This is a genomic window from Candidatus Pelagibacter sp., assembly GCF_052049815.1.
Classification (GTDB): domain Bacteria; phylum Pseudomonadota; class Alphaproteobacteria; order Pelagibacterales; family Pelagibacteraceae; genus Pelagibacter.
In genome coordinates, this window is record NZ_JBNGZG010000006.1 from 24,120 (window position 1) to 49,348 (window position 25,229).

The following is a 25,229-nucleotide window of genomic DNA, read 5'->3' on the forward strand; positions in this document are numbered from 1 at the left end:
TTTCTAACTTTCTAAAAAGCTTTTTAATTGTTTAGATCTGCTAGGATGTTTTAGTTTTCTAAGGGCTTTAGCCTCTATCTGTCTTATTCTCTCTCTGGTCACAGAAAACTGTAGCCCAACTTCTTCTAAAGTATGGTCTGTGTTCATTCCAACACCAAATCGCATTCTTAAAACCCTTTCTTCTCTTGGTGTTAATGTTGATAATATTTTTGTTGTTGCCTCACCTAAATTAGATTTAATTGCTTGTTCAAGTGGAGCTAAAGCTTTTGTATCTTCAATAAAATCACCCAAGCTACTATCTTCTTCGTCTCCTACTGGTTTTTCCAAAGATACAGGTTCTTTTGAAATTTTTAATACTTTTCTAACTTTGTCTAATGGCATTCTTAATTTTTGTGCTAGTTCCTCTGGAGTAGCTTCTCTTCCAAATTCACTTAAGATCAATCTTTGAGTTCTTACAATTTTATTTATTGTTTCTATCATGTGAACAGGAATTCTTATTGTTCTAGCCTGATCTGCAATAGATCTTGTAATTGCTTGTCTTATCCACCATGTTGCATATGTTGAAAATTTATAACCTCTCCTATATTCAAACTTATCAACTGCTTTCATCAATCCAATATTACCCTCTTGAATTAAATCTAAAAATTGCAATCCTCTATTTGTATATTTCTTCGCAATAGAGATAACTAATCTTAGGTTGGCTTCTACCATCTCTTTTTTTGCTATACGAGATTCTTTCTCTCCTTTTTGTACTCTACTCACAAGTTTTTTGTATTCTGTTACAGACATTCCAAGCTTGTGGCTTATTTCCACAAGTCTATCTCTTATATTTTTGAATTCTTCCTTATTTTTATCAAAAAATTTTTTCCAATCTTCATTGGTATCTAAAAACTTTTTCAAATTTGGATTAATTTCATTTCCTAAGTAAAATTTTAAAAATTCATTTCTAGGTATTTTTTGATCCATAGCTAGACGTAACAAATTACCCTCAAGTGAAATTATTTTCTTATTTTCTACATAATGTTTTTGCACTAATTCCTCTAAAACTGATGGTGATAACTGCAATGTCTTAATATTTTCCAAAATTAAATTATTTATTTTTTCGTAAGTTTTTTGTTTTGTCGTTGAAAATTGTTCTGAATTTAATACACAGTTTAAATTATCTTTTTGATATTTTATTAACTTATTATACTCTTTGGTAAGTTCATTTATTGTTTTAAGAACTTTTGGTTTAATTTCTGTTTCCATCGCTGCAAGAGTTGGATTAAAATCATCATCTTCACTATCATTAGCCTCTTCTTCCTGAGAATTTTTCTGTTTTGCTGATTGACCAGTGCTTTCATCTTCCATATAATTTGTATCTATATCAATAATTTCTCTGACTAAAATTTCATCATTTTGTAATTTTTTATCCCATTCAAAAAACTGCTGAGCTGTTAAAGGACTTTGAGAAAGTGCATTTAGCATTACATCTTTTCCGGCTTCAATTCTTTTGGCTATAGCAATTTCGCCCTCTCTTGAAAGTAATTCAACTCCACCCATTTCTCTCAAATACATTCTGATTGGATCATCACTTTTTTCGATTGTTTTGCTCTCTTCTTTATTTGAGGGATCTTTTTTTCTTAAAGATTTAAAATCAGATTTTTTTTCTACTAATGAAATCTTTTCATCTAATATATGAATGAATGCTTGAGAGAGGTTCTCATCCGAAAGATTTCTCTTACCTAGTGATTTATTTAATTCATCGTAAGTTATAAAGCCTCTGTGGGTCCCACGACCTAAAAGCCTTGCAAATGATTTTGTAATAATTCTTTCCACAGTAAAAAACTTGAAGGTCTTATATAATCTCTAATTATAGAAAATCCATTAATAATTTTAATCAAATTAATTGATATTTTGTCTTTTTTTAAGCTCTTTTAACTCATTAAAAGTATCCTCGCTGAAATCTTTTGAAAATTTTGCCTCTAATTCCTCGATTCTTAATTCTAAGTCATAATTATTAAGATCTCTTTTTAAGTCTTCAAGAATTTCAATTATCTCATAATCTTTGTCTATCTTATTTTTCAAAATATATTTAATTGATGCAAAGTGATTTATTTTTTCAATTAGCTGGATATCTAAATTTAATTCTTCGAGTGTTACTTTTTTTTCATTTTTTAATTTTTCAGTTATAAAATTAAAAATCTTTTTATTTTCATCTGTAAAAATTTTGATTTCATCTAGAACATGATTATTTTCTTGTATCAAAGATAAATTATTAATTATTAAGTAAAAGATAGATAATTCCTTAAGTTCTGCACCACTCATTTTATTAGTTTCTTTATAAAATTTCTTTGTTGAATCTAATGATTGAATTTTTTTTTGGGATTTAAAGTTTTGAATTTTTGATTGATGAGGAGTTAATTCTGAAATTTTTTCTAAAAAATATTCTAAAACATATTTTTTAATTAATGAATCTTTAATACTATTCGCGATAATTTTTAAATTTTTTTCAAAAATTGCTAAAGATGAAGGATCATTATTGGTTTGTTTTTTGTAATGATTGAAAATAAAATGATGAATAAATAACTTATTATTTTTTGAAAAATCTAAGAAACTATTTTTTCCATTCTTATTTACAAAACTATCTGGATCTTCATTTTCTGGTAAAAATAAAAAAGAGATCTGTTTATCAGGTTGTAAATCTTTAATTGAATTTTCTGCTGCTCTTAAAGCAGCTTTATAACCACTTTCATCACCATCAAAGCAAATTATAATATCATCAAAAAATTGATTTAAGGTTGAGATTTGCTTATCAGTCAGAGAAGTACCCAAATTTGCAACTACATTATCAATTTCATTTTTATTTAAACCAACAACATCCATATATCCTTCTACCAAATATATACTCTCTGTCTTATTGGAAAGCTTTCTAGCAAGATCTAAATTATATAAATTTGATCCTTTTTTAAAAAAATTTGTTTCAGGTGAGTTAATATATTTTGCTAAGTAGTCTTTCTCTTCAATTATTCTTCCACCCAATGCAATTGGTTGTCCAGACAAATTATTAATTGGAAAAATAATTCTGTTTCTAAATCTTTCAACTAGCTTATTTTTTTTATCATCAACATAAAATAATCCAGTTTCTAATAAAGCGCTATCTTTAAATTCATCTTTAAATTTTTTAATAAAAGTAGAATTATAATCTACAAAACCTATCTTAAATTTTTTTACAATTTCTTTTCCTAAAAATCTATTTTTCAAATAATCTCTAGCATTAGAATAAGTTTCATTTTTTAATAATTCATTATGATAATAATCAACGTAACGTGAATAGATCATCGAATATTCTTTCCACTTCTTCTCTCTTTCTTCATCTTGTTTGGAAAACATATAAGGTTGCATACCTGCTATATTAGCTAAGTATCTAACAGCTTCACCAAACTTTAAATTTTGGGTTTTCATTATAAAATCAAAAATATTCCCATGTTCTGAAGTAGCAAAACAATGATAAAACTCTTTTTCATCATTTACAGTAAATGAAGGTGTTTTTTCATTTTTAAATGGAGATAAACCTACAAATTCTTTTCCTCTTTTTTTTAGATCCACTGTTTTTGAAACAACAGTTGATACTTTTAATCTTGATTTAATTTCATCAAGGTACTCTTTAGGATATTTCATTACTTATTTAATAATTCTTTTATTAAAGAGCCTGCTTTTGCAAAATCTATTTCATCAGAATATTCTTTTTTAAGGGCACCCATCACTTTTCCCATGTCTTTAATAGAGGCAGCCCCGGTTTTTGAAATTATTTGCTCACAGATTTTTTTTGTTTCTTCTTCACTTAATTGTTTTGGTAAAAAACTTGTCAAAATATCATGTTCAATTTGTTCAACTTCCAAAAGATCTGATCGATTATTCTTTTTATATATTTCAATCGATTCGGCTCTTTGTTTAACCATCTTCTTTAAAAGTTTTTTAATATCTTCATTATCAGTTTCTTTTTTATTTGGACCTGATCTATTTGTAATATCTAAATCCTTAATAGATGATAAAATTAACCTGTAAGTTGAGATTTTAGATTTATCTTTAGCTTTAAGGGCATTTTTATATTCAGTTTCGATTGTTTCTTTCAAAGACATAATTTTTTTAATCTACTTGAAAGATAAAAATGGTCAAAAGAAAAAATTGTTTTTTCACAGTTTTATAATACATATCGGTTGCGATAATAATTCAATTATTGTAATTACCTTTAACTCATGAGTTGTAATTGATAAAAAAAAGAAAAAAAACTAACTCAAAAAAAATCTCAGATTTACACACAGGCGTTTTAGTTCTTGAAAATAGAAAAATATTTAAAGGTATTGGTCTAGGCTATCAAGCAACCGCTACAGGCGAGGTTTGCTTCAATACGTCACTTACAGGATATCAAGAAATAATTTCCGACCCATCTTATGCCGGTCAAATAATCAATTTTACTTTTCCTCACATAGGAAATGTTGGGACAAATAAAGAAGATGTTGAGTCTGATAAAATTTGGACTAGAGGAGTAATAATTAATTCTGAGATAACAGATCCATCGAATTACAGAGCACTATCTCATTTAGATATATGGCTAAAAAAGAATAAAATTGTTGGGATAACAGGTTTAGATACAAGAAGTTTAACTAATTTTATTAGAGATAAGGGTGCTCCAAAAGGAACTATTTCTCATTCAAAAAAAGGTAAATTTAATCTTAACAATTTAACTAAAAGCACAATTAATTGGGGTGGATTGAAAAATTTAGATCTTGCAAAAGAAGTTAGTACAAAGAAAAATTTTACTTGGAAAGGCTTTAGAACATGGAAAAAAGGAGACGGATTTAAGAAAAATAATAAAAACTCATATCATGTTGTAGCAATAGATTATGGAATAAAAAAAAATATTTTAAGATATTTTTCAGATTTTAAATGCAAAGTTACTGTTGTTCCTTGTGATACTAAAGCTGATAAAATCCTGGCTCTCAAGCCTAGTGGAATATTTTTATCTAATGGTCCAGGTGATCCAGCGGCTACAGGTAAATATGCAATTCAGATAATAAAAGATTTGATTAAGAAAAATTTACCAATATTTGGTATTTGTTTAGGCCATCAAATTTTATCTTTAACACTTGGTGGAAAAACGAAAAAAATGAAATTGGGACATAGAGGAGCGAACCACCCAGTAAAAAATCTTATTCATGATAAAGTAGAAATCACAAGTCAAAATCATGGTTTTGAAGTTATAAAAGAAAGTTTACCTAAAAATGTAGAAGTAACTCACAAATCTTTATTTGATAACTCAATTGAAGGAATAAGATTAAAAAACAAACCTATTTTTTCTGTTCAATACCATCCTGAGTCCAATCCTGGTCCACAAGATAGCGTTTATCTATTTCAAGAATTTATTAACTCAATGAAAAAAAATGCCAAAAAGAAAAGATATTAAAAAAATACTAGTTGTAGGAGCAGGTCCAATTATCATTGGTCAAGCATGTGAATTTGATTATTCAGGAACTCAAGCTTGTAAAGCATTAAGAGATGAAGGTTATAAAGTAATATTAATCAATTCAAATCCAGCAACAATTATGACCGATCCAGATGTTGCTGATAAAACTTATATAGAACCAATTACTTTAGAAGTTTTAGAAAAAATTATTAAAAAAGAAAAACCTGATGCAATTTTACCAACAATGGGAGGTCAAACAGCTCTTAATCTAGCAATGGATGCTGAAAAAAAAGGAATTCTAAAAAAATATAAAATTGAATTAATTGGAGCAAATTCAAAAGCTATTTCAAATGCTGAAGATAGAAAAAAGTTTAGAAAAAATATGTTAGATATTGGTTTGGACTTACCAAAGTCACAAATCGTTAACAATATTAAACAAGCATCAAAAGCTTTAAAACAAATTGGTTTACCTGCAATAATAAGACCCGCTTTTACTCTTGGTGGTCTTGGTGGTGGTATAGCTAGAACAAAAAAAGATTATACTAAAATTGTATCTAATGGTCTGCATGAGTCGCCAGTAAGCCAAGTTTTAGTAGAAGAATGTTTGCAGGGATGGAAAGAATTTGAAATGGAAGTTGTTAGAGACAGAAAAGACAACTGCATTATTATTTGTTCAATTGAAAATATTGATCCTATGGGAATTCACACAGGAGACTCTGTTACAGTTGCTCCTGCTCTAACATTAACTGATAAAGAGTATCAAGTGATGAGAAATGCTTCCATTGCATGCTTGAGGAAAATAGGGGTTGAAACAGGTGGGTCTAATGTTCAGTTTGCAATCAATCCTAAAAATGGACGAATGGTTGTAATAGAAATGAACCCAAGAGTTTCCAGATCTTCCGCTTTAGCTTCTAAAGCAACAGGTTTTCCAATTGCTAAAGTTGCAGCGAAACTTGCTGTTGGTTACACATTAGATGAACTTAAAAATGAAATAACAAAAGTTACACCAGCTTCATTTGAACCAAGTATTGATTATGTTGTAACTAAAATTCCAAGATTTACTTTTGAGAAATTTCAAACATCACCAGCTGAACTTGGTACATCAATGAAATCTGTTGGTGAAGCAATGGCCATTGGAAGAAACTTCAAAGAATCTTTACAAAAAGCATTAGTATCTTTAGAAACTGGCTTCTCTGGTTTGGATAGAATTTTTGATTTAGATAAAAGCCAAATTGAAAAAAAATTAAAAGAAAATATTCCAAATAAAATACTCTTAATTGCTGAAGCAATTAGGAAAAAAATTAATCTTAAAAAAATTTATAATTTATCAAAAGTTGATCCTTGGTTTCTGGAACAAATAAAAGAGATTGTTGATAATGAAAATAAAATTAAAAACAAAGGATTACCAGGAAATTTTGAGGAATTTAATAAAATAAAATCGATTGGATTTTCAGACAAGAAATTGTCTGAACTTACAAATACTTCAGAAGATATAATAAGAAGAAAAAGATCTGCACTAAAAGTATTACCAGTGTATAAAAAAGTGGATACCTGCGCAGCAGAATTTAAATCATTTACGCCATATATGTATTCTACTTATCAAAGAAATTTTTCTTTAAATACTGAGTGTGAGGCTGATCCATCATCTAAGAAAAAAATTGTTATTCTTGGTGGTGGTCCCAATAGAATAGGACAAGGTATCGAATTTGATTATTGCTGTTGTCAGGCAAGCTTCTCATTAAAAGACGCTGGTTTTGAAACTATAATGGTAAATTGTAATCCAGAAACTGTTTCAACAGATTATGATACTAGTGACAGATTATATTTTGAACCACTAAAAGAAGAGTATGTATTTAATATAATAAAAAAAGAACAAGAAAATGGAAATTTAATTGGAGTGATTGCTCAATTTGGTGGTCAGACACCGATTAAATTAGCAAAATTTTTACATGATAACAAATTACCAATTTTAGGTACACAATACTCTTCAATAGACTTAGCTGAAGATAGAGATAGATTTAGAAATCTATTAAACAAACTGGACTTAAAACAAGCTGAAAGCGGTATAGCTAAAACATATAATCAAGCAATTCAAATCGCAGAAAAAATTGGTCTTCCTTTGATGGTTAGACCTTCATATGTTTTAGGTGGAAGAGCCATGGAGATTGTTCATGACAAAAGTCAGTTAAAAAATTTTGTATTAGAAGCATTTAAAGCTGCAGAAAATAATCCAATATTAATTGATAAGTTTTTAGACCATGCAATGGAAGTTGATGTGGATGCGATTTCAGATGGTAAAGAAGTTCATGTTGCCGGAATTATGCAACACATAGAAGAAGCAGGAATACATTCAGGGGATTCAGCTTGTTGTTTACCTCCTGTTTCAATTAAACCTTATTTGGTTAAAGAAATTGAAAATCAAACTAAAAAATTAGCTTTAGCACTCAAAGTAAAAGGTTTCATGAATATTCAGTTTGCAATTAAAAAAGATGAAATTTATGTAATCGAAGTTAATCCAAGAGCTAGTAGAACTGTTCCATTCGTATCGAAAGCAAAAGGATTGCCATTAGCGAAAATAGCCTCAAGAGTTATGGCTGGTGAACAATTATCTAAATTTTCATTAAAAGAAAAAACAAAAAATATGTACGCAGTTAAAGAGGCGGTTTTCCCATTTAATAAATTTCCTCAAAGCGATGTGCTTCTTGGTCCAGAAATGAAATCAACAGGTGAAGTGATGGGATTTGATAAAGACTTTGGTATCGCTTATGCAAAAAGCCAAATATCAGCATACAATTCTTTACCTACAAAAGGATTAGCATTTATATCACTTAAAAACTCACACAAAGATGAAGGTATTGATCTTGCTAAGGAACTAATAAAATTAAAATTTACGTTATGTGCAACAAAAGGAACTGCAGAGTACATAAGAAAATTTGGGATGAAATGTAAAATTATCAATAAAGTTAGTAGTGGGAGACCTCATATTGTAGATGTTTTGGACTCTAAAAAAATAGCTTTAGTAATTAATACTGGAGGTGGAAACAGTGAACATAGATTAAATGATGCGATTGCATTAAGAAGAGCTACATTGAAAAATAAAGTTCCTTATTGCACGAATATGTCTACTGCAATGGCTTGTTTACAAGGAATAAAATCTCTTAAAACAAAAAAATTAGAAGTTAATTCTCTTCAGGATATTTAATTATTTACTTTCCAATCTGTTGGAAAAGTTACATAATTTACTTGAATACATCTTCTTTCTTTAACAATTTTTTTCTTTTCCATTCCATGCCAAGTATTTGGTCCACTTGTAAACATGTATCCATAATTATGTTTATATGGAACTGTTTTCACTTTTTCTAATTTTTCATTGTAAAAATCTGTTCCAAGATCTTCAGACTCATTTACATTATTTACAAAAATTAATCCTGAGAGTAATTTTTCTTTGATATCACAGTGTGGTTTAAGCCAAAATCCTTCCCTATCACAAATTACTTCAACTCTTACATAAGAATTTGATAAATCTTTATTTATCATTTTTGAAATAGTTTCATGAGTTTCTTTGGACTGAAGCTCATTAATAAATTCAACTAAATTTGGAAACTCTTTTGCATTCTCTTTAGTTATAAAACATCTAAACTTTATAGCCTTTCCACCCGATACAATCCCTTCTCTAAATTCTGCTGCACCACCATCGATAGCTCTAGTCCCATCGTAATTTAAATTATGTTTTGTCACATCTGGAATATCTGCTCCTACAATTTCTTTAATTGCACCTTCGCTAAGGGCATTATCATACTCCCAATGATCAAATGGAAATTCATGTTTTTTAGAATGGTTTTTGATTGAATTAAGAAAAATCATAATTTTTTAATTGTTCATTTATATAGCTTGATATTCTATCAGTTTCATTAAGTTTGTCATAACTCCAATCTTCTACAGTATCCTTAAGATCTCTAATAATTTTCATGGATTTAAATAATTCAAAGAATTTTTGAAATCTGAAATTACTTTTTAATGGTTTCATTTGAGCTACATAAATTGGTTTACCAGTCATTGCTGATTCTGAAATCATAGAAGTCGAGTCACATGTAACAACTATATGATCAACTATTTTTAAAGAAGATAAGTAAGCTTTCTTATCTACTGTATCTATAATTATTTGGTTTTTATCAAAATTTTTTTTTGCAATCTCAATAATATTTTTTGGTGTTCTCATAGATGGAATTAGTATTAATTGATAACCATTTTGAATAAAGTTTTTTTCTATTTTTGCAAAAATATTTTCGATTTCTAATTTATCATAATTATAATATTTATTCGGACCACCAACTATTAAAGCAACTAATTTATCTTTTTTAACTCTATCTTTTAAATAATTCTCATTTTCATCAAGTTCTTTATGTCTTAAATAATGAATTGCTCCTTTACTTGTTATTACATTGCTACCTATCAAACCATCATGTTCTGGTGCTATAATGTAATCGAAATTACTTAATGAAACTTTTGGATCTTGAATGTGAATACTCATTATCTTGTTTCCAAATTTTTTTTTTAAAAATATTGATGGAATCACGCTTTTTCTTCCACATGAAATAACAATATTGAAATTTTGATCTATTTTATTTTTGAAAACAAAGTCCTTCACAGGAGTTAGGCTTGGTGGAATAAGCTTCCAAAAAGAACTCAATTCAATTTTCTCGTGTGTAAAATCTAAGTCTAAAGCTTTAGCAAGGCCTTCAACTTGACTTATCATTCCATGCATGCCTTCAGTTAATAATAAGCCTTTTAATTTTGTCATTTATAACTATATAGCTCTCATATGAATGAAAATCCAACTAAACACACAAAAGTATTAATTATAGGTTCTGGTCCAGCTGGATATACAGCTGCCGTTTATGCGGCTAGAGCAATGTTGAAACCAATTTTAGTTTATGGGGCTCAGCCAGGTGGGCAATTAACAACAACTACAGATGTAGAAAACTTCCCAGGCTTTGCAGATGTAATCCAAGGTCCTTGGTTAATGGATCAAATGAAAGATCAAGCAAAAGCTGTTGGTACAGAAATGATTGAAGATCATATTTCTTCAGTAAATTTAAAATCTACTCCATTTGAAGCAATTGGTGATAGTGGTCAAAAATATACTGCAGATAGTATAATTATATCAACTGGTGCACAAGCTAGATGGTTAAATTTAGATTCAGAACAAGAGTTTAGAGGTTTTGGTGTTTCAGCTTGCGCTACATGTGATGGTTTCTTTTTTAAAGATAAAGAAGTTGCAGTTGTTGGTGGTGGTAATGCTGCTGTTGAAGAAGCAATGTTCCTAACTAAATTTGCATCAAAAGTAAAATTAATTCACAGAAGAGATACTTTGAGAGCTGAAAAAATGCTTCAACAAAAATTAATGGAAAACAAAAAAATAGAGGTGATTTGGGATTCTGTTGTTGAAGATGTAATTGGGGATAATGAACCAAAAAATGTTAAAGGAATTAAAGTTAAAAATTTAAAAACAAATAATGTTGAAGAAATGAAATTAGATGGCTTGTTTATTGCAATCGGTCATGACCCAGCAACACAACTTTTTAAAGATCAACTTAAAATGGATAAAGAAGGTTATTTAATAACTAAACCAGATTCTACAGAAACAAATATACCAGGAGTTTACGCTGCTGGAGATGTTAAAGACAAAACTTTCAGACAAGCTGTAACAGCTGCTGGAATGGGTTGTATGGCAGCTTTAGAGGCAGAAAAATTTCTTTCACACTAACTAAGATTTATAACCAAACATCTCAGGTAACCAGAGTATTAACTCTGGGAATAAGATCATTATAATTAAAGCAAAGATCAATACTCCTATAAACATCCAAATTTCTGAAATTATTTCTTTTAATGAAATTCCAGTTACTGCATTTATTACAAACAATAAAATTCCATATGGAGGAGTAATTAATCCAATCATTGAATTTACAACAACTAAAACTCCAAAATGAATTAAGTCTATACCTAAAGCTTTACACACAGGGATGAATAGTGGCACAATTACCAAAATAATTGTCGTTGCGTCTAAAAAACATCCCAAAAGTAAAACTAAGACATTAACAAAAATTAAAAACATAAAAGGACTAACATCTAGTTCTTGTAAAAATACAGTTAGTGCACCAGGTATATTTTCACTAATAACAATATAATTTAAAATAAATGCTCCTCCGATCACAACACCAACAGCAGCTGATGATCGAGCACTATCAACAAAAATTTGATACAAAGATTTAAGAGAAACAGATCTATAAAAAATTCCTGTTAAAAATAAAGCGTACAAAGCTGCAATAGCTGCTGCTTCTGTGGGTGTAGTAACTCCACCATAAATTCCATAAAGTAAAATTGCTGGCATCAATAATGCTGGAAATGCTCTAGAGGTAATTTTTGGTAATTTGCTAATTGGAACTGCTTCTTCAGTAACAAAGTTTCTTTTATGAGAAATTATAGTATTCATTATCATTAGTACTAATCCCATAATCAATCCAGGAACAATTCCTGCCAAAAACAAATATCCGATGGATGTATCTGAAATTACTGAATACAAAACCATTGGTATAGAAGGTGGAATAATCGGACCTATTGTTGCTGATGCTGCAGTGATAGCAGCAGCGTATCCTTTTGTATAACGACCGTTCTTTGTCATCATACCAATAATTATTTTTCCTATTCCTGCCGCATCTGCTACTGCCGACCCAGACATTCCTGAAAAAATTAAAGAAGCAACAACATTAACGTGTCCCAATCCGCCTTTAAATCTTCCAACTACAGCTACGCAGAAACTTAATAAACGATCAGTTATAGTTCCTACATTCATTATATTTGCTGCAGTAATAAATAAAGGAACAGCCAACAAAACAAATGATTTATATAAACCCTGGAGTATTTTTTCTCCTGCTAATGCAACATCCATATCTCCAAACGTAAAATACATTATCGATGAGACAATTATTGAATAACCGACTGGTGTTCCTATCCCTGCTAAACCAAATAATGTGATTAAGAAAATTGTAAGCTCAATGCTCATAAAAATTTAATATTTTATTACAGATCTTAATTTATTTTTATCTTGATCCTCTGGTCCTCTTTGAATGAGATTTTTTAACTTCCATAAATAAAAAATAATTACTGAAATCATAAAAATTCCATAAATTGAAAAAATATAACTCAACCTAATTTTTTCACCAGTAATTGGAATTCTTACAGTTGAAGTTTTTCTCATTTTCATCCAATCAATGTAATCAAAGGTTGGTAATAATGCCCATCCAAGAATTAGAATTATTGCCAAACAAGAAATTATAGACATTATAAATTTTGATCTATTTGAAGATGCTGAATAAATAAGATTAAATTTAACGTGGTCTTTTTCTTGAACTAAAAAAGCACAGCAAAAAAAAACAATCCATACCCATAATATTCGACACAATTCAAGTGTCCAACCAAATGGTGAATTTAAAACATATCGTGAAAATATCTGAAGAAGAAAAGTAATGAATAACGCCGCCAACAAAGTGGCGGCGATTATTTTTGTTATTTGATTAAATCGTTTTTCAAACAAACTAATCAAAAAATTTTTAGTTTCCTAAAGAGTTAATCTTTTTAAGAACTCCTTTTGGCCAACTTTTAGCGAATTCACTTCCAACATATTGTTTTTGAACGTGTTTTCTGAAAGCAGCTGAGTCTGGTTCATAAATTTCTAAACCTTGAGATCTAACAAAATCAGCTAAACCATTTTCTAACTGTAATTGTCTCAATCTTCCCCATGACGCTGCTGCATCTGCCGCTTGTTGTAATCTCATTTTCTGATCACCAGATAACTTATCCCAAGTTTTTTTTGAGAAAGCTATATAGTTTAAATCTACTAAGTGAGACGTTAGGATAATCTGTTTTGTAACTTCGTAAAACTTTTTATCTACAACTGTTGGTAATGGATTATCTTGACCATCAACAGCTCCCGTTTGCAAAGCTGTATAAACTTCATTAAATGCTAACGGAGTTGGTGATGCACCAAGAGCTTTACCCAAAAATTGCCATGCATCTGTACCAGGCATTCTTAAATTAACTCCCTTTAAGTCTGCTGGAGTTTTAACTGTTAATTCATCTTTTGTTTGTCTTAGGTTTACATGACGTTTACCTAAATACATTACAGATAATAATTTTACTCCCAGTTCATCTTCAACTTTTTTCTTGAATGGATCCATTAACTCATTATTAAAAACTCTAACTTGATGAGCTGCATCTTGGTGGACATAACCTGTGGCAAAGATTGAAAATTCAGGAAAGAATTGTGCAAGCTCTTGTGCTGAAGTAATTGACATATCTAAATTACCTCTACTAATTGCATCAAGTTCTGTCCCTTGATCAAACATTGTTGAGTTGTATCCAATTTTTACATCAGCAAAATTAGAAATCATTGGCAACATCACACTTGCAATTGCAACTGATCTAGCATCTGTTTCAGATCCTGATGTAGCCATAGTAAGTTTTAATTTTGCAGAATAACTTGGAGAAATTAATGAAACTGTTAGCATCATTACTGAAACAACAGCTAATGTTAATTTCTTAATTATATTTTTAATCATAACGTATTCCCCTTTTTTTATTAAAATTTGCAATAAACTATTGTGAAAATAAATTAGTTGCAAGGTGACAGAGTCTTTATACTTTAACCTTTTGTCCAGTTTTTGAACTCTTTTCTATAGCTTTGAAGATATTAAGTAAATTTAAACCATCTTCACCACTCACTTTTGGTTTTGCTTTTTTATTTATAACATCAGCAAAGTGGTTAATTTGATTGACCAATGTTTTAGTATCTTTTTTATCTCTGTTATTTTGAACTAAGATTTTATTCCACCAGCTTTTTTCTTTTTTATAGGTCCAAAGTTTTAAATTGGGAAACTGAATAGATCCCTCTGTCCCTCCTATATAATATGCAGATTGATTTGTTATTGGATATACTGGATTCTCCCCAGCAGTTAATTCATAACTCCAAGGGCTCACAATTGTATCAGAAACATTTAAAGTACATAAAGCACCAGAATTAAATATAAGATTTATAGATGCAGTATCCTCAATATTAAATTTTCTAATTTTGTTAGATTTAAAAGCTTGAACATATTTAACCGTACCCAGTAAATAACAAACTATATCTAAGTCATGAACTAAATTAATATTTAATGGTCCACCACCCTTTTTTGTTCTCCATTTTGTTTTGTAATATTCTTTATGTTTATAAAACCAACATAGAACATTAGCAGAAACTACTTTTCCTAATTTTTTTGAAGACAAAATATTCTTAACTTTTGAAATAATCTGATTATGTCTCCTATGAAATCCAATAAGTAGTGGTGTCTTATATTTTTTAGAAAAATTAACAATTTTTTTTGCAGAACTAATTTCATGTGAAATTGGTTTTTCTAACAATACTGGTATTTTATTTTTTAAAAAAATATTAGAATGTTTTTCGTGTAATTGATTTGGTGTTGCAACAATAACACCATCAGGTTTATTGGATTTTAGTAAATCTTCAATTCTTCTAAATAGTTTTGATTTATATTTTTTAGACACTATTTCTGCATTAGAATTTATATCAACAATTGAGTGAAGAATTGCTTTTTTTGATTTTTTGATTGCTTCAATATGCTGGATACCCATTAGGCCAGTACCTATAACCGAGATCTTTAATTTTCTACTCACTTAATAATTAAAAATAATTATAAACTTTCACAAAAAGATTTAATTCTGCTCATTGCTTTTTGTAAATTCTTCATAGATGTTGCGTAAGAAATCCTAAAATAACCATCTAGTCCAAATGCTGAACCTTGAACAACCGCCACATTGGATTTTTCTAACAATTTTTGAACAAATTCAGTATCTGTTTTTAATCCAGTCTTTTTATTTAATAAACCTTTACAACTTGGAAAAACATAAAAAGCTCCCTCAGGTGTTAAGCAGTTTATTCCATCAATATTATTTAAGCTTTGCACTACAAAATTTCTTCTTTCCTTAAACGCTTTGGATCTTTTTTTTATAAAACTTTGATTGCCATTTAAAGCTTCAACAGCGGCTGCTTGGCTTATTGAAGATGGATTTGACGTGGATTGAGATTGAATTTTTCCAATAGCTTTAATTATATCTTTTGGACCTGCTGCATAACCTATTCTCCAACCAGTCATTGCATAAGATTTACTAACACCATTCATTGTTAAAGTTCTGTCTTTTAATTGAGGAATTTGTGCAATTGTAAAAAAATTGAAGTTATCGTACTTGATGTGTTCATAGATATCATCACTCAAAATATGAACTTTTTTATTTTTGATTAAAACTTTTGCTAAATTTTGAATTTCTTTTTTTGTGTAACCAGCGCCTGTTGGATTAGAAGGTGAATTTAAAATTAACCATTTTGTTTTTTTTGTAATTGCTTTTTTAAGTTTGCTGGGAGTAAGTTTAAATCCTTCTTGCTCTGTACATTTAACTATTTTTGGTTTTCCACCTGCTAATAAAACCATATCAGGGTAAGAAACCCAAAAAGGTGCGGGAATAATTACTTCATCACCTTTATTAAGAGTTGCCATAAAGGCATTATATAAAACTTGTTTTCCACCAGTTCCAACAGTGATTTGATCAGTAGTATAGTTGATTTTATTTTCTCTTTTAAACTTATCTACAATAGCTTTTTTTAATGCTGGAGTTCCATCTACTGCTGTATATTTGGTGTCTCCACTTTTAATTGCCTTTATCGCTGCATTCTTAATATTGTCTGGTGTATCAAAATCAGGCTCACCTGCACCAAGGCCTATCACATCTTTACCAGCCGCTCTTAATTCTCTTGCTTTCTGCGTAACTGCTATAGTTGGGGATGGTTTAATTCTTTTTAAACTGTCTGATATTATACTCATTGAAATATTAATTAATTTTACTACCTTCTTTAATATATGGAAAATACATATCAAGATTTAATTACAGATATTCAAAGTAAAAACCCGAAAATCAGTGGAAAACTTGAAGGTGGCAAAAAATTCAAAATTAAATCTGATTTTAAACCTGCGGGCGACCAACCAGAAGCAATAAAAAAACTTGTTAATGGAGCAAATAAAGAAGAATTTAACCAAGTATTGTTAGGCGTTACTGGATCTGGAAAAACTTTTACCATGGCAAAAGTTATCGAAGCTACCAATAGACCTGCATTGATTTTAGCTCCTAATAAAACTTTAGCTGCCCAACTTTATGGTGAGATGAAAACTTTTTTTCCAGATAATGCTGTCGAGTATTTTGTTTCGTACTATGATTATTATACTCCTGAAGCTTATGTTCCTAGATCGGATACTTATATTGAAAAAGAAGCATCTATTAATGAACAGATAGATAGAATGAGACACTCAGCAACGAGATCCCTTTTGGAGAGAGATGATGTATTAATTGTTGCAAGTGTATCTTGTATTTATGGATTAGGCTCGGTTGAAGCATATAGTAAAATGACTTTAACTCTTCAAAAGAATTACGATTACAACAGAGAACAATTAATTAAATCATTAGTTGCTCTTCAATATAAAAGGAATGATCAAAATTTTTATAGAGGGACTTTTAGAGCAAGAGGAGAGTATCTTGAAATATTTCCTTCTCACTTAGAAGATAGAGCATGGAGACTAAGTTTATTTGGAGATAAGTTAGAACAAATCGAAGAATTTGATCCATTAACTGGTGACAAAGTTAGAGATCTAAATTTAGTTAAAGTGTACGCAAATAGTCATTACATAACTCCCAAACCAACAATAGAACAAGCAGTTATCAATATTAAGAGAGAATTAGAGGTAACATTAAAAAAACATAGATCCGAAAATAAACTTCTGGAAGCTCAAAGATTAGAGGAAAGAACTAAGTTTGATTTAGAAATGATTGAAGCTACAGGTTCTTGTGCAGGTATTGAAAACTATTCTAGATTTTTATCAGGTAGAAAACCAGGAGAACCACCTCCCACACTTTTTGAATATTTTCCAGATAATACATTAATTTTTGTTGATGAATGCCACGTAACAGTTCCTCAACTTAATGGTATGTACAAAGGTGATAGATCAAGAAAAAGTACTTTAGCTGAATATGGGTTTAGACTTCCCTCATGTATGGATAACAGACCACTAAAATTTGAAGAATGGGATTTAATGAGAACTCAAACTGTTTTTGTGTCTGCAACACCAGGTCCTTGGGAACTTGAACAAACAAAAGGTAAATTTATAGATCAGGTAATAAGACCCACTGGACTGATTGATCCACCTGTTGAAATAAGACCAGCAAAAAATCAAGTGGATGACTTAATGCATGAATGCAAAAAAGTTATAGAAAACAATCATAGAGTTTTGGTCACTACCCTTACAAAAAAAATGGCAGAAGATTTAACTGAATACCTGCATGAAAATGGAATAAAAGTTAGATATCTTCACTCAGATATTGATACGCTTGAAAGAATAGAAATCATGCGCGACCTAAGAATTGGAGTTTTTGATGTGCTTGTTGGTATTAATTTATTAAGAGAAGGATTAGACATACCAGAATGTGCACTAGTTGGAATATTAGATGCTGACAAAGAAGGATTTTTAAGATCTGAAACTTCTTTAATTCAAACTATTGGAAGAGCTGCTAGAAATGTTGATGGTAAGGTTGTTTTATACGCTGATAAAGAAACTAAAAGTATAAAAAAAGCTATACAAGAAACTGAGAGAAGAAGAAAAATCCAACTTGCTTATAATAAAAAACACAAAATTGACGCTAAATCTGTAAAAAAAGAAATTAGTGACATATTGGAAAGTGTTTATGAAAAAGATTATGTAAAAATAAGTGAAGGCTCAAATGTTGGTGGAAATTTAAAAAAACATTTAAAAGCTCTTGATAAAAAAATGAAAGAAGCAGCATCTAATTTGGAGTTTGAAGAAGCAGCAAAAATTAGAGATGAAATTAGAAAATTAGAAAGTACAGAGTTAGAAATAACTCTTAATCCAAAAATCAAGCAATATGATGTAAAAAATAAACTTTATCCAAAAGGTAGATCAACATTAGGTATGCCTGGAACTAAAGTTACAAAAAAAAGAGATAAAAAATGGAAGCACGGAAAATAATTATTACAGGTGGTGCTACAAGAATTGGAGCAGCTATAGCAAAAAAATTATCTGGTCCAAATAAAGAAATATTAATTCATTTTAATAAGTCAAAAACAAAAGCTGAAATATTAAAAAAGCAATTAGAGAAGAATAATACAAAAGTCTATTTAGTAAAAGGTGATCTGAGTAAAGAAAAAGATATTAATAAAATATTAAAGTTTGCAAAATCGAAATTAAATTTCTTTGATTGTCTCATAAACAACGCATCTTTATTTGAAAATGACAACTTAGATAACTTCACAAAAAATAGTTGGAACAACCATATTAATACAAACTTAAAAGCGCCTGCATTATTATCAAAAGGATTTAGCAAAAATATTAAAAAGGGGAATAACAATATTATTAATATTATTGATCAAAGAGTGTTTAAACTTACTCCATTCTTTTTTTCTTATACTTTAAGTAAAACAGGTCTTTATACTTTAACCAAAACTAGCGCTATGAGTCTTTCACCAAATGTTAGAGTAAATGGAATTGCGCCAGGACCAACTATAAAAAATATTAGACAATCAGAAAAACACTTCAAAAAACAATATTTAGCAACACCTCTCAAAAGACAAGTAGATGTTAATGAGATTTGTAATGCTGTTGACTTTTTTATTAAAAATAGATCTATTACAGGTCAAGTATTAGCTATTGATAGTGGACAAAATTTGAATTGGCAAACCCCAGATATAATTGGGACAAAAGAATGAAAAAGAATAACTTAAAATTAGTTAAAATTAATAAAACAAAAAATCTTTTTAATTATGAAAAGAAAATTTTAATTAATGAATTAATTTTAGATTTAAAATTAGGTTATTATGACTTCGAAAAAGAAAAACCTCAAAAAGTCAAATTTAGCCTTGAAATAGATTATGAAGACAAAAAACCTACAAATGATAAAGATATTAAATCAATTGTAAATTATGGTACGATTGTAAAATTAATTACAAAACTAGTTAAAAAGAAACATTACAATTTCCTAGAAACATTAGCAGAAGCAGTTTTTGATGAATTATTCAAAGATAAAAGAATTGCAAAGATAATGTTGAAAATTGAAAAATTAGAAATCCTTAAAGAATGCTCTTCAGTTGGTATTCAAATTACCAAAAAAAGAAGTCATGATAAGTTCTGATATAGGTAAGGAAGTCATTAAAAAAGAACTTCCTTTAATTCCAAAGTTGCCTGGTGTTTACAGAATGTTAAATGATAAAGAAGAAATTCTTTATGTTGGGAAGGCAAAAAATTTACCAAACAGATTAAAGAGTTATGTTGCAGAAAAAAATCACATAATTAGAACCGAAAGAATGTTGTCTCAAACTAGAAAGTTAGAGATAACAACTACTTCTAATGAAAGTGAAGCCTTACTATTAGAAGCAAACCTAATCAAAAAACATAAACCAAGATTTAATATTTTATTAAGAGACGATAAATCTTTTCCTTTTATTTATATCGGTAACAAAGAAAAATGGTCTCAAATTAAAAGACATAGAGGAAAAAAAACTAAAGAAGGTTTTTATTTTGGTCCTTTTGCTTCTGCCGGTTCTGCAAATTGGACTATCAAAATGATACAAAAAATATTTCATTTGAGAGTTTGTGATGACACAGTTTTTAAAAATAGAGAAAGACCATGTATATTATATCAAATTAAAAGATGTTCAGGTCCTTGTGTTGGATATATAAAAGAAGATGACTATAAGCAAACTGTTAATGATGCTATTGAGTTTGTTTCAGGAAAATCTAGAAAAATTCAAAAAAATCTCTCTGATCAAATGGAAAAGGCAAGCGAAGAACTAGATTTTGAAAAAGCAGCAATTTTAAGAGATAGAATAAAATCTCTAAACATAATTCAATCCTCACAAAGAGTTAATGAAGCAAATTTAGTAGAAGCAGATGTAATTGCTGGTTATAAAGAGTCTGGTAAAACTTGTATTCAAGTATTTTTTTATAGATCTAAACAAAATTGGGGTAATCAAGCATTTTTTCCTAAACATGATCCAGATGAAAACCTAAACGAAATAATTAATTCATTCGTGTCTCAATTTTATGAAAATAAAAGTGTTCCATCGTCAATTATACTTTCAGAAGAAATTAAAGAGAAAGCTTTAATTGAAAAAACTTTAACTCAAAAAGAAAATAAACAAATTACTATTTCTGTAGCTAAAAAAGGTTCTAAGTTAAAAGTTATTAATCAAGCAATTAAAAATGCTAAAGATAGTCTAAATAGAAAGCTTTATGAAAGTCAAAATAATAAAGATCTTTTTGATTCAGTCGCTAAAAAATTTAATTTGGAAACAAATATAAGTTTAATTGAAGTATATGATAACAGTCATATCCAAGGCACAAACAGCGTTGGAGCTCTTATTACTTACGGGGAAGAAGGATTTATTAAAAAAAGATATAGAAAATTTAATATTAAGAACAAGGGTAATGAACAAGATGATTATGGAATGATGAGAGAAGTATTGAATAGAAGATTTAAAAAAGCAGTGCAAGAAAAGGATAATTATTTATCATTCCCAGATCTAGTGATGGTTGATGGAGGTAAGGGCCAATATTCGGTGGCTCGAGAGACTCTGAACGAATTAGGTCTTCATGACATTCCATTAATTGCTATTGCTAAAGGTAAAATGAGAAATAGCGGAAATGAAACATTTTTTCATAATGGTAAAGAATATAAATTTACTAGAAATGACCCTACTCTTTTTTTCTTACAAAGAATTAGAGATGAGTCTCATAGATTTGCTATAAGCGCTCATAGAGCTAAAAGGAAAAAAGGGATAAGCAAGTCTCTTTTAGATCAAATTGAAGGTATTGGATCAATAAGAAAAAGGGCTTTATTAAATCACTTTGGCTCTGCAAGAGCAGTTGAATCTGCTAGTTTAGATGAGATCAAATCAGTTGATGGAGTTGAGGAAAAAGTTGCAAAAAAGATATATAACTTTTTTCACGAATAAAAAATGTTAAAAAAAATTCCTAACATACTTACAATTGGAAGAATAATAATTGTTCCTTTTTTTGTTATTGCTTTTTTTCTACCAGGTTTTTATGGTGATATAATTGCTTTAATCCTATTTATTGTTGCCTCTTTTACAGATTTTTTAGATGGAATGCTTGCAAGAATGATGGAGCAAGAGTCTAAACTTGGTGAATTATTAGATCCAATAGCTGATAAAATTATAGTTGCTGCAGCACTTATTTTATTAGTTATGAATGGAACTATAAAAAATTACGAGGTGATCGCAGCAATAATAATTCTAACTAGAGAAATTCTTGTATCTGGTTTGAGAGAATTTCTTGCTAAGGGAAGAATAAAACTTCCTGTTTCAAACTTATCTAAATTAAAAACTGTACTTCAGATGGTTTCAATTGGTCTTTTATTGTCTGGTGAAACTGGAAACAAAATTATAAATTTTCAAGATTATAATGCTCAAACAATTGGGATAATTCTTTTATGGTTATCAGCTTTTTTGACTTTATATACTGGTTATGAATATCTAAGAAAAGGTATAGACCACGCTATATCAGAAGATAGCAAAAATTAAGCTGCTTTTTTCTTTCTCACCAAAGATTGATAGCTTTCATTTAAATCAATAATAGTATCACAGACTTTAAATTTGTTGTCGGCAATACAAGAAACTGGAGTTACCTCAGCCGCAGTTCCTGTTAAAAAACAACCTACAAAATCTTTCAGTTCATTAGGGTTAATTTTTCTCTCATTTACTTTAATGTTCTTTGATTTAGCAATATCAATCACTGTTCTTCTTGTTATTCCATCTAAAAAAGAGTCCGGAACTGGTGTGTGCAATTCTCCATTTTTATCTTTAAAAAAAATGTTAGCTCCTGTCGCCTCTGCAATATTACCCTCATGATCTAACATCAAAGAATCAGTGTAACCATCTTTTTCTGCTTCATGTTTTGATAAAGTACAAATCATATATAACCCTGCAGCCTTAGTATCCCAAGGTATTGTATTTGGAGCAGGTCTTCTCCATTTAGAAATATTTAATTTTATACCCTCAACTTTTAGTTTTGGGTCAAAGTAAGATCCCCATTCCCATGTAGCAATTGCAACATGAATTTTGGTCTGTTGTGCTGAAATTGCCATCATCTCACTTCCTCTCCAAGCCACTGGTCTAACATATCCATTTTCTACTTTTTGAGTTGCAATGATTTTTTTAGATGCCAAATTAATTTCTTCTTCACTATAAGGTATTTCAAAACCCATTCTTTTCGCAGAATAAAAAAAACGAGATGTATGTTCTTCTAGTTTAAAGATAGAGCCATCATAAACTCTTTCTCCTTCGAAAACACAGCTCCCGTAATGTAAACCATGACTTAAAACATGAACTTTTACATCAGTCCAATCTACAAGTTCACCATTATACCAAATTTTTCCGTCTCTTTTATCGTAGGGTATCATGTAAGAAAATTTATTTTAATTTAATTGAAAATTATCTTTGTATCTTCAATATGTCAATATAACTTACCCATAATGAAAGAATTACTTTATTTAAAAGACGATCAATTAAAAGATCTTATAGAGAAACTTTTCATTGCATACAGAGACACTTTTGCAGATCCTAAAAAGATATTGGATAAGCACTCAATTGGAATAGCTCATCATAAAGTTATACACCTATTGTCAATGTATGAGGGTATTTCAATTTCCGAATTATTACAAAAATTAAAAGTAACAAAACAAAGCTTAAATAGAGTTCTTAAAGATCTGACAAAACTTGAAGTAATTAGATTTAAAAAAGATGAAAAAGATACCAGGGTTAAACATGTATATTTAGATGAAAAGGGAAAGAAATTATTTAAAGAAATTTTTGAAATTCAAAAAAAACGTATTTATGCCGCTTTATTGAGTTCTAAATCAGAAGAAGTAATTAACTTTGATAATGTTTTAAAAAAAATAATTAATGGATAATTTTCTAGCTCATATTTTAGTTGTTGACGATGATGACGGCATAAGGGATTTGGTCAAGAAGTATCTTAATGAAAATAATTTTTTAGTTACTACATCAAATAGTGCTGAAAATGCATCAGAAAAAATCAAAATTGTTAAATTTGATATCATTGTATTAGATATAATGATGCCTGGAAAAAATGGCTTAGAGTTTATTGAAGAACACAAAAGTACTATTAACACACCAATAATACTTTTGACTGCCAAAGGTGATGCGGATGAACGTGTGGCAGGTCTTGAGATTGGAGCTGATGATTATTTGCCAAAACCATTTGAGCCAAAAGAATTGGTACTAAGAATTAAAAATATTTTAAATAAAACTAAAACTATTGAACAAAAAAGAATTGTAGAATTCTCAAATATCAAAATTGATTTAAATAAATTACTAATTCATAAAGAAAGTGAAGAATTCAAAATAAACAATACAGAAAAAATTATTTTAGAAAGAATGATAAATAACCCAGGAAAAACTTTTTCTAGAGAAGATATTGGAAAGTTGATCAATATAGATAAGGAAAGATCTGTAGATGTAATTATTACAAGATTAAGAAAAAAAATTGAATTAGATCCAAAAAATCCAAAATTTTTACAAACTTTAAGAGGTAGTGGTTATGTTTTATGGATTGAATAAATTTTTAAAAAATCTATTACCTAAAAGATTATTTTATAGAGCACTTTTAATTGTAGCTACTCCAGTAATCTTATTGCAGTTAGTTGTTACAATTGTATTTTTTGATAGCCTTTGGATTAAAACTAATAAGGGTCTTACAAGAGCGTTGGTTAGTGAAATTGATACATTCATTGTTGCTTATGATAATGAAGATAACGATAAAGAATATTTAATAGACCTATTTTCAATTTATTTAGATCTAAATATTAAATTTATTGAGGATGAAGAATTTGATTTCAAAATAAATGAAAGATGGTTTAGTCCTTTAGATAGATCTTTAAGACGAGAATTAAAATCAAGTATAGGAAATCAAAAATTTTGGTTCAGCACCACAGATTATTTAGAATTAATCAATGTTCGAATAAAATATAAAGATGGATATTTTGAATTTTTATTTCCCAAAGATAGAGTATCAAATTCTTCTGCAAGATTGTTTGGTTTATGGATAACAGTCCCAGCTATAGTTTTAATCGTAATAGCTATGATTTTTCTAAAAAATCAAACTAGACCTATTACAAATTTAGCAAGAGCTGCTGAAAAATTTGGTCGTGGTGAAGATGTTGATGAGTACAGACCATCAGGTTCTTTAGAAATTCGACAAGCTGGATATGAATTTGAAAAAATGAGAAAAAGAATTCAAAGACATCTCAACCAAAGATCAGAAATGCTTTCAGGTATAAGTCATGATTTGAGAACACCATTAACAAGAATGAAATTGCAACTTGCATTCATTAAGGATCAAGAAATTTCATCAAAACTTAGTGAAGATATAAATGAGATGGAAAAAATGCTTAATGAGTATTTACAATTTACAAGCTCAAATTTTTCAGAAAAAAATGAGATATTTAATATTTCCTTACTAATGGATGAGATCATTCGTAAATACGAAAATAAAAATATTTCAAAAGATATAATTGGTGAAATTTATATAAATGGAAGAAAAAATTTATTAAGAAGATGTTTCAATAATAT

The 25,229-nt window shown here is 29.1% G+C and carries 22 protein-coding genes; 11 read left to right on the plus strand and 11 right to left on the minus strand.

Annotated features, from left to right (window positions below; genetic code table 11):
* Window positions 1-3: 3 nt before the first annotated feature.
* The 3 genes from rpoD to ACTT9D_RS02100 all read right to left on the minus strand — a co-directional run bounded on the left by rpoD (window position 4) and on the right by ACTT9D_RS02100 (window position 4,121).
* The gene (gene rpoD, locus ACTT9D_RS02090) at window positions 4-1,818 is read right to left on the minus strand and encodes an RNA polymerase sigma factor RpoD (RefSeq protein ID WP_440930223.1); all 1,815 of its coding nucleotides are present in this window, start codon (window positions 1,816-1,818) and stop codon (window positions 4-6) included.
* A 66-nt stretch (window positions 1,819-1,884) separates the two neighbouring features.
* Window positions 1,885-3,660: a DNA primase gene (dnaG, locus tag ACTT9D_RS02095; protein WP_440930224.1), complete on the minus strand. Its 1,776-nt coding sequence runs from the start codon at window positions 3,658-3,660 to the stop codon at window positions 1,885-1,887.
* The gene (locus tag ACTT9D_RS02100; protein ID WP_440930225.1) at window positions 3,660-4,121 is read right to left on the minus strand and encodes a GatB/YqeY domain-containing protein; all 462 of its coding nucleotides are present in this window, start codon (window positions 4,119-4,121) and stop codon (window positions 3,660-3,662) included. Before ACTT9D_RS02100 ends, dnaG begins: the two co-directional genes overlap by 1 nt.
* Before the next feature lie 128 nt (window positions 4,122-4,249).
* Between ACTT9D_RS02100 and carA the strand changes: the two genes are divergently transcribed.
* Together carA and carB are read left to right on the plus strand one after the other, a co-directional pair.
* Window positions 4,250-5,446: a glutamine-hydrolyzing carbamoyl-phosphate synthase small subunit gene (carA, locus tag ACTT9D_RS02105; protein WP_440930226.1), complete on the plus strand. Its 1,197-nt coding sequence runs from the start codon at window positions 4,250-4,252 to the stop codon at window positions 5,444-5,446.
* A complete protein-coding gene (gene carB, locus ACTT9D_RS02110; RefSeq protein ID WP_440930227.1) occupies window positions 5,424-8,648 on the plus strand; it encodes a carbamoyl-phosphate synthase large subunit in 3,225 nt (1,074 codons plus the stop codon). Before carA ends, carB begins: the two co-directional genes overlap by 23 nt.
* Here carB and ACTT9D_RS02115 read toward each other — a convergent pair.
* Both ACTT9D_RS02115 and ACTT9D_RS02120 read right to left on the minus strand, forming a co-directional pair.
* Entirely contained in the window at window positions 8,645-9,310 is a 666-nt protein-coding gene (locus tag ACTT9D_RS02115) for a hypothetical protein (RefSeq protein WP_440930228.1), read from the minus strand. The two genes, carB and ACTT9D_RS02115, sit on opposite strands and share 4 nt — an antisense overlap.
* Window positions 9,297-10,247, minus strand: coding sequence for a mitochondrial fission ELM1 family protein (locus tag ACTT9D_RS02120; protein WP_440930229.1), 951 nt, complete (start codon window positions 10,245-10,247; stop codon window positions 9,297-9,299). The genes ACTT9D_RS02115 and ACTT9D_RS02120 overlap by 14 nt, the downstream gene beginning before the upstream one ends.
* Window positions 10,248-10,268: 21 nt before the next feature.
* Here ACTT9D_RS02120 and trxB point away from each other — a divergent pair, with 21 nt between their 5' ends.
* Window positions 10,269-11,213 carry a thioredoxin-disulfide reductase gene (gene trxB, locus ACTT9D_RS02125; protein ID WP_440930230.1) on the plus strand — a complete coding sequence of 315 codons (945 nt, stop codon included), beginning with the start codon at window positions 10,269-10,271 and terminating at the stop codon, window positions 11,211-11,213.
* Here the strand turns inward: trxB and ACTT9D_RS02130 are convergent, their stop codons facing one another.
* The 5 genes from ACTT9D_RS02130 to ACTT9D_RS02150 form a co-directional block, all read right to left on the minus strand.
* Window positions 11,214-12,509: a TRAP transporter large permease gene (locus ACTT9D_RS02130; RefSeq protein ID WP_440930231.1), complete on the minus strand. Its 1,296-nt coding sequence runs from the start codon at window positions 12,507-12,509 to the stop codon at window positions 11,214-11,216. It abuts the gene before it with no gap.
* Window positions 12,510-12,515: 6 nt separating this feature from the next.
* Complete coding sequence (locus tag ACTT9D_RS02135; protein ID WP_440930232.1) at window positions 12,516-13,049, minus strand: TRAP transporter small permease; 534 nt, start codon at window positions 13,047-13,049, stop codon at window positions 12,516-12,518.
* A 7-nt stretch (window positions 13,050-13,056) separates the two neighbouring features.
* Window positions 13,057-14,064, minus strand: a complete 1,008-nt coding sequence (dctP, locus tag ACTT9D_RS02140; RefSeq protein WP_440930233.1) for a TRAP transporter substrate-binding protein DctP — start codon at window positions 14,062-14,064, stop codon at window positions 13,057-13,059.
* Window positions 14,065-14,140: 76 nt separating this feature from the next.
* The gene (locus ACTT9D_RS02145) at window positions 14,141-15,178 is read right to left on the minus strand and encodes a Gfo/Idh/MocA family protein (RefSeq protein WP_440930234.1); all 1,038 of its coding nucleotides are present in this window, start codon (window positions 15,176-15,178) and stop codon (window positions 14,141-14,143) included.
* Between the two features lie 17 nt (window positions 15,179-15,195).
* On the minus strand, window positions 15,196-16,380 hold the full coding sequence (locus ACTT9D_RS02150; protein WP_440930235.1) for a pyridoxal phosphate-dependent aminotransferase: 1,185 nt from the start codon (window positions 16,378-16,380) through the stop codon (window positions 15,196-15,198).
* A gap of 36 nt (window positions 16,381-16,416) precedes the next feature.
* Here ACTT9D_RS02150 and uvrB point away from each other — a divergent pair, with 36 nt between their 5' ends.
* The 5 genes from uvrB to pgsA are packed head-to-tail and all read left to right on the plus strand — an operon-like array spanning window position 16,417 to window position 22,160.
* On the plus strand, window positions 16,417-18,591 hold the full coding sequence (gene uvrB, locus ACTT9D_RS02155) for an excinuclease ABC subunit UvrB (RefSeq protein WP_440930236.1): 2,175 nt from the start codon (window positions 16,417-16,419) through the stop codon (window positions 18,589-18,591).
* The gene (locus ACTT9D_RS02160; RefSeq protein ID WP_440930237.1) at window positions 18,573-19,328 is read left to right on the plus strand and encodes an SDR family oxidoreductase; all 756 of its coding nucleotides are present in this window, start codon (window positions 18,573-18,575) and stop codon (window positions 19,326-19,328) included. Before uvrB ends, ACTT9D_RS02160 begins: the two co-directional genes overlap by 19 nt.
* Window positions 19,325-19,750, plus strand: coding sequence for a dihydroneopterin aldolase (locus tag ACTT9D_RS02165; protein ID WP_014952774.1), 426 nt, complete (start codon window positions 19,325-19,327; stop codon window positions 19,748-19,750). The genes ACTT9D_RS02160 and ACTT9D_RS02165 overlap by 4 nt, the downstream gene beginning before the upstream one ends.
* A complete protein-coding gene (uvrC, locus tag ACTT9D_RS02170; protein WP_440930238.1) occupies window positions 19,737-21,572 on the plus strand; it encodes an excinuclease ABC subunit UvrC in 1,836 nt (611 codons plus the stop codon). The genes ACTT9D_RS02165 and uvrC overlap by 14 nt, the downstream gene beginning before the upstream one ends.
* Window positions 21,573-21,575: 3 nt before the next feature.
* On the plus strand, window positions 21,576-22,160 hold the full coding sequence (pgsA, locus tag ACTT9D_RS02175; protein WP_014952772.1) for a CDP-diacylglycerol--glycerol-3-phosphate 3-phosphatidyltransferase: 585 nt from the start codon (window positions 21,576-21,578) through the stop codon (window positions 22,158-22,160).
* On the opposite strand, the gene ACTT9D_RS02180 is transcribed toward pgsA, so the two are convergent.
* Window positions 22,157-23,038, minus strand: coding sequence for a branched-chain amino acid aminotransferase (locus ACTT9D_RS02180; RefSeq protein ID WP_440930239.1), 882 nt, complete (start codon window positions 23,036-23,038; stop codon window positions 22,157-22,159). The two genes, pgsA and ACTT9D_RS02180, sit on opposite strands and share 4 nt — an antisense overlap.
* Before the next feature lie 72 nt (window positions 23,039-23,110).
* Between ACTT9D_RS02180 and ACTT9D_RS02185 the strand changes: the two genes are divergently transcribed.
* The 3 genes from ACTT9D_RS02185 to ACTT9D_RS02195 form a co-directional block, all read left to right on the plus strand.
* Window positions 23,111-23,548, plus strand: coding sequence for a MarR family winged helix-turn-helix transcriptional regulator (locus tag ACTT9D_RS02185; protein WP_440930240.1), 438 nt, complete (start codon window positions 23,111-23,113; stop codon window positions 23,546-23,548).
* Window positions 23,541-24,218, plus strand: a complete 678-nt coding sequence (locus ACTT9D_RS02190; protein WP_014952769.1) for a response regulator — start codon at window positions 23,541-23,543, stop codon at window positions 24,216-24,218. The genes ACTT9D_RS02185 and ACTT9D_RS02190 overlap by 8 nt, the downstream gene beginning before the upstream one ends.
* A partial coding sequence (locus tag ACTT9D_RS02195) for a histidine kinase dimerization/phospho-acceptor domain-containing protein (protein WP_440930241.1) occupies window positions 24,199-25,229 on the plus strand: 1,031 nt, incomplete at its 3' end. The genes ACTT9D_RS02190 and ACTT9D_RS02195, both read left to right, overlap by 20 nt.

What these genes read in the sequence shown, in the direction of transcription:
- dnaG (WP_440930224.1), bottom strand. Translation starts at nt 3,660, where the DNA reads ATGAAATATCCTAAAGAGTACCTTGATGAAATTAAATCAAGATTAAAA.
- ACTT9D_RS02100 (WP_440930225.1), bottom strand. Translation starts at nt 4,121, where the DNA reads ATGTCTTTGAAAGAAACAATCGAAACTGAATATAAAAATGCCCTTAAA.
- carB (WP_440930227.1), top strand. Translation starts at nt 5,424, where the DNA reads ATGCCAAAAAGAAAAGATATTAAAAAAATACTAGTTGTAGGAGCAGGT.
- ACTT9D_RS02115 (WP_440930228.1), bottom strand. Translation starts at nt 9,310, where the DNA reads ATGATTTTTCTTAATTCAATCAAAAACCATTCTAAAAAACATGAATTT.
- ACTT9D_RS02120 (WP_440930229.1), bottom strand. Translation starts at nt 10,247, where the DNA reads ATGACAAAATTAAAAGGCTTATTATTAACTGAAGGCATGCATGGAATG.
- trxB (WP_440930230.1), top strand. Translation starts at nt 10,269, where the DNA reads ATGAATGAAAATCCAACTAAACACACAAAAGTATTAATTATAGGTTCT.
- ACTT9D_RS02130 (WP_440930231.1), bottom strand. Translation starts at nt 12,509, where the DNA reads ATGAGCATTGAGCTTACAATTTTCTTAATCACATTATTTGGTTTAGCA.
- dctP (WP_440930233.1), bottom strand. Translation starts at nt 14,064, where the DNA reads ATGATTAAAAATATAATTAAGAAATTAACATTAGCTGTTGTTTCAGTA.
- ACTT9D_RS02150 (WP_440930235.1), bottom strand. Translation starts at nt 16,380, where the DNA reads ATGAGTATAATATCAGACAGTTTAAAAAGAATTAAACCATCCCCAACT.
- uvrB (WP_440930236.1), top strand. Translation starts at nt 16,417, where the DNA reads ATGGAAAATACATATCAAGATTTAATTACAGATATTCAAAGTAAAAAC.
- ACTT9D_RS02160 (WP_440930237.1), top strand. Translation starts at nt 18,573, where the DNA reads ATGGAAGCACGGAAAATAATTATTACAGGTGGTGCTACAAGAATTGGA.
- ACTT9D_RS02165 (WP_014952774.1), top strand. Translation starts at nt 19,325, where the DNA reads ATGAAAAAGAATAACTTAAAATTAGTTAAAATTAATAAAACAAAAAAT.
- uvrC (WP_440930238.1), top strand. Translation starts at nt 19,737, where the DNA reads ATGATAAGTTCTGATATAGGTAAGGAAGTCATTAAAAAAGAACTTCCT.
- pgsA (WP_014952772.1), top strand. Translation starts at nt 21,576, where the DNA reads ATGTTAAAAAAAATTCCTAACATACTTACAATTGGAAGAATAATAATT.
- ACTT9D_RS02180 (WP_440930239.1), bottom strand. Translation starts at nt 23,038, where the DNA reads ATGATACCCTACGATAAAAGAGACGGAAAAATTTGGTATAATGGTGAA.
- ACTT9D_RS02185 (WP_440930240.1), top strand. Translation starts at nt 23,111, where the DNA reads ATGAAAGAATTACTTTATTTAAAAGACGATCAATTAAAAGATCTTATA.
- ACTT9D_RS02190 (WP_014952769.1), top strand. Translation starts at nt 23,541, where the DNA reads ATGGATAATTTTCTAGCTCATATTTTAGTTGTTGACGATGATGACGGC.